We start from the raw sequence: 3,370 nt of genomic DNA on the forward strand, positions 1-3,370 counted from the left end.
GACTCTTCAAACCCCGATTTTACTTCCAGACAAGGGTTTTCATTGGTGATAACTTGCAAATGTTTTTCAAGGTCATTAAGAGAGCATTGCAAAAGAGGAAGCCATGTTTGCATCGATAAACGGGGAAGTTGTTTTTGTTTATAAGAGAGTGATGTTTGCATAATAAGCCACCTAAAAAAATACACATTTACGCAAACAAATGCATATTTTGTTCTTATGAAAATTATAGGCTTTTTTTAGGCAAAGTAGTGATCAAAAAATAGGCAGTTTCCGTTCATGGTGAATATAGCGACCCATGAACGGAAGGTTAGGCTTAGTATTTAATACGTACCAAACCGTTTGACGCTACAACTTTCATTTGACAAGCAAGACGAGCTTTCGGATTGCTTTCATTAAGCGTTTTAAGTACCGCTTTCTCTTTGTCAGTAGTAGGGCTCATAAATTCCATACCTGATTCGATCATTACGACACAGGTACCGCATTCACCATCACGACATCCGAATGGAAGTGCACTTCCAGAAGCCTCAACGATATCTTGGATCGTTTTGCCCGGTATGACGTTGATCGCCAAAAAGTCATTCATAATTTCTACACGTGTTGTCATCCCAACTCCTTTGTTGATTACGATTATTTAGCCACAAGGGCACCAATTTGATACGATATGCAAAAATCTCAGAAGAGTATGGTTTATGCCCCCTCTTCTTGAGATTGCGCCGCTTTTTCAGCGGCTCTTTGGGCACGATGTTCTTTGAGCCATTTCAACTCTTCAGCCACTTCATCGTAGCCGTCATCCTCGAGGGCGCTTTCAAGTTCCGCTTCACGGCATCCGAAAACTAATCCCTCTTCGATGAAATTGACCTCATAGACTCGAATGGTCTGTAAAAAATCACCGATTTTTCGTACATACCCTTCTGAGCCTGCTTCGATGAGAACATCTCCGACACCTGCGTGCGGATACGTCCCGTCATTGCGGATCGTTTTAGTGAGTCGAACCCTCTGTCCGACCCGATACAAAGAGAGAATCTCATCTTTGGTTGACATCTTATAGAGGTTGGTTTTGCGTACCTCATCATTGATAGGCATTACCTCTTCAGAAACTGATACTGTTTTGGCTGACACAGGCGTGGACTCCATTGCTGACCTCCTCTACGCTACTACAGCTCGTGGATGTGGAACAGGTTCCGCAAGCACTCGGTTTATCGAACATTTCCCACACATCGGCGGCTGATGGGCTGTAACCGTTTTCAAAATTTTTATAGACCGTTATCAGAGCAAATCTATAATATTCTAGGAGTTTCTCATCCCCGCCGAAATCATGCCCTGATGCTTTTTCGACCAATTCGCCGAATTTTTTCATGATATGGAATCGCTTGACCTGAACCAAACGTTCATCATATTCAAGATCGAAAAAATCAAAGAAATCTTCGGTGTCGCTAATTTGTTCAAATTCTGCTAACGTTCCCATCATAATCCCCTTATAATCCCATCTCACTTTTGAGTTGGTTTGCCCATGTTTGAACACGTTCTTGCGTTAAATCTTCTTGATTCACATCATCGATCCCAAGACCGCAAAATTTCCCCTCACGCTCAGCCAATGAATGATCATACTCATATCCCGCAGTTGTGGTAAATCCATACGCACTTGCTCCGAGGGAGACAAAAAGATCGTGCATTTTTCCCAAAGCACTCAAAAAGTGTTCACCATGTGTTTTTTGATCCCCTGCACCGAAAAAGGCTACTTTTTTTCCGCTCATATCAGGACGTTCATTATCCAATTCGTACAGTGCATCTACCCAGTCACGCTGAGGATCGCCTTGTCCCCACGTCGATGAGCCGAGGATTAAAACATCGAAATCCTCAAACTGATCAATTCCATCATAATCTTCTTCCATATCAATGAGTTCAGCCCCTTTGAACTCATCCGCTAAAAGTTCTGCCGCACCTCGTGTGACACCGCTACTGCTACCGAAAAAAATACCGACTTTTGACATATTTTGACTCCTTATCCTTGTTTATTACACGGTTTATATTGTTCATAAATCGCAATGGCATTGTTAAGATGTTTATCGCCATCTTCAAACAATGCTTCGAGGGTTCGAAAACCGAAACGGTGTGCATCTTTGAAATACTTATCCACGATACAAATACGATCAGCGATTACCGCACATCGACCGAATCCCTCATGACTCATCTCCATGATAACGTTACACACCACACCGGTTTGTCGCTCAAATGCCAACGCCGTTGCTTTGTAAATCATTTTGATATCATTGGTAAGCATCTCATCAATATCCGCGATCAGAGGGATCGATTTAAGATCCTCTTTGGTTTTGACATACTTTTTAACTAGCAACTCTTCATCGCTGGTTTTAGCCCAGTTTCCAAACTGATCGAGTGCACGAATTTGACGTATCAACTCCACACCAAACGCATTCATTGTTTTTTCCGCTTCCACTTATTCTCCCTCTGCCCATCGGTCTTGTCGCACATCGTGCTCGGTTTTCATTTGGATGATATTTTTGATCCACGGCGGAGGATTGCCGTTGATCATCGCTACCAAGGTTTTCAAAATATCTTCAATCGGTGTCGGCTCGGATACTTTCATCGGATGAATCCCTGCACGAATCACTTTTGCGGCCGCCGTACCGCCGATACTCTCGCAGTACATAATGTTGACACCTTTGAGAGCACGCACACGATAATCGGTTTTATCATCGTCCTCAGGATCGGTACTGTCGGTTTTTATCACTTCGGATACTTCATAACCGTCTTTTGAAACGTTGTAGACTACAAACTCTTTAGCTCCGCCGAAGTGAGCATTAATCTCTTCCATATCTTTCGTTGCAAACGCAACTCTCAAAGCGCTATTCATCGTACCGTTCCCCTCTATGCTGATTTTAGTGTTCATGTTTAACCTTTCTCAATTGGTTGGCTATTTCAAACAAAAAGTACGTGCTTCCCTCATACAGTTGATCGTTTTTAAGTTGGTTCCCTAACTCTTCGTAGTTCGGAAATCCTCGGATAACGAGCGCCGTATGATGAACACTATGCAAGATTCGTTCTGCATGGAAATTACTGATCACCATATCTGCCCCCTCAAAAAAGCGACGAGCATCTTCCAAATCCCCAACGAAAACATTCTCCGCTTCGATGGTGTGGAGAACATCGCTAAACGTCGTAGAAACCGCCGCATCGATGGTTCCGCCGACACTGCGGATCAGTGCACACATTCCACTGAGCATATCCGGTTCGCCCGTTATGACGAAATGAGAACTCCCGATGAGAAAATGCGAATCGAGCATCGCGTCTTGCAATCGTGAACGCCACCGTTTTATCATCGGTTTTGGCTCATCTTGTCGGATTTTCATCA

The 3,370-nt window shown here is 43.4% G+C and carries 7 protein-coding genes and 1 pseudogene; all 8 read right to left on the reverse strand.

What is annotated here, in order from left to right:
* Positions 1–161, reverse strand: a pseudogene (locus JZU62_RS02725) (RNA polymerase factor sigma-54); the annotation flags it as partial.
* Between the two features lie 152 nt (positions 162–313).
* On the reverse strand, positions 314–604 hold the full coding sequence (locus JZU62_RS02730; protein ID WP_295011654.1) for a 2Fe-2S iron-sulfur cluster-binding protein: 291 nt from the start codon (positions 602–604) through the stop codon (positions 314–316).
* An 83-nt stretch (positions 605–687) separates the two neighbouring features.
* On the reverse strand, positions 688–1,134 hold the full coding sequence (locus JZU62_RS02735) for a nitrogen fixation protein NifZ (protein ID WP_295011655.1): 447 nt from the start codon (positions 1,132–1,134) through the stop codon (positions 688–690).
* Complete coding sequence (locus tag JZU62_RS02740) at positions 1,091–1,465, reverse strand: nitrogenase-stabilizing/protective protein NifW (RefSeq protein ID WP_295011657.1); 375 nt, start codon at positions 1,463–1,465, stop codon at positions 1,091–1,093. The genes JZU62_RS02735 and JZU62_RS02740 overlap by 44 nt, the downstream gene beginning before the upstream one ends.
* Positions 1,466–1,475: 10 nt before the next feature.
* On the reverse strand, positions 1,476–1,991 hold the full coding sequence (locus JZU62_RS02745; protein ID WP_295011659.1) for a flavodoxin: 516 nt from the start codon (positions 1,989–1,991) through the stop codon (positions 1,476–1,478).
* Positions 1,992–2,002: 11 nt separating this feature from the next.
* Complete coding sequence (locus JZU62_RS02750; RefSeq protein WP_295011661.1) at positions 2,003–2,455, reverse strand: NifX-associated nitrogen fixation protein; 453 nt, start codon at positions 2,453–2,455, stop codon at positions 2,003–2,005.
* Positions 2,456–2,908 carry a nitrogen fixation protein NifX gene (gene nifX / locus JZU62_RS02755; RefSeq protein WP_295011663.1) on the reverse strand — a complete coding sequence of 151 codons (453 nt, stop codon included), beginning with the start codon at positions 2,906–2,908 and terminating at the stop codon, positions 2,456–2,458.
* On the reverse strand, positions 2,898–3,370 hold a 473-nt coding region (locus JZU62_RS02760), incomplete at its 5' end, for a nitrogenase component 1 (RefSeq protein WP_295011665.1). The genes JZU62_RS02760 and nifX, both read right to left, overlap by 11 nt.

It is taken from the genome of Sulfuricurvum sp. (genome assembly GCF_019163035.1).
Taxonomy (GTDB): domain Bacteria; phylum Campylobacterota; class Campylobacteria; order Campylobacterales; family Sulfurimonadaceae; genus Sulfuricurvum.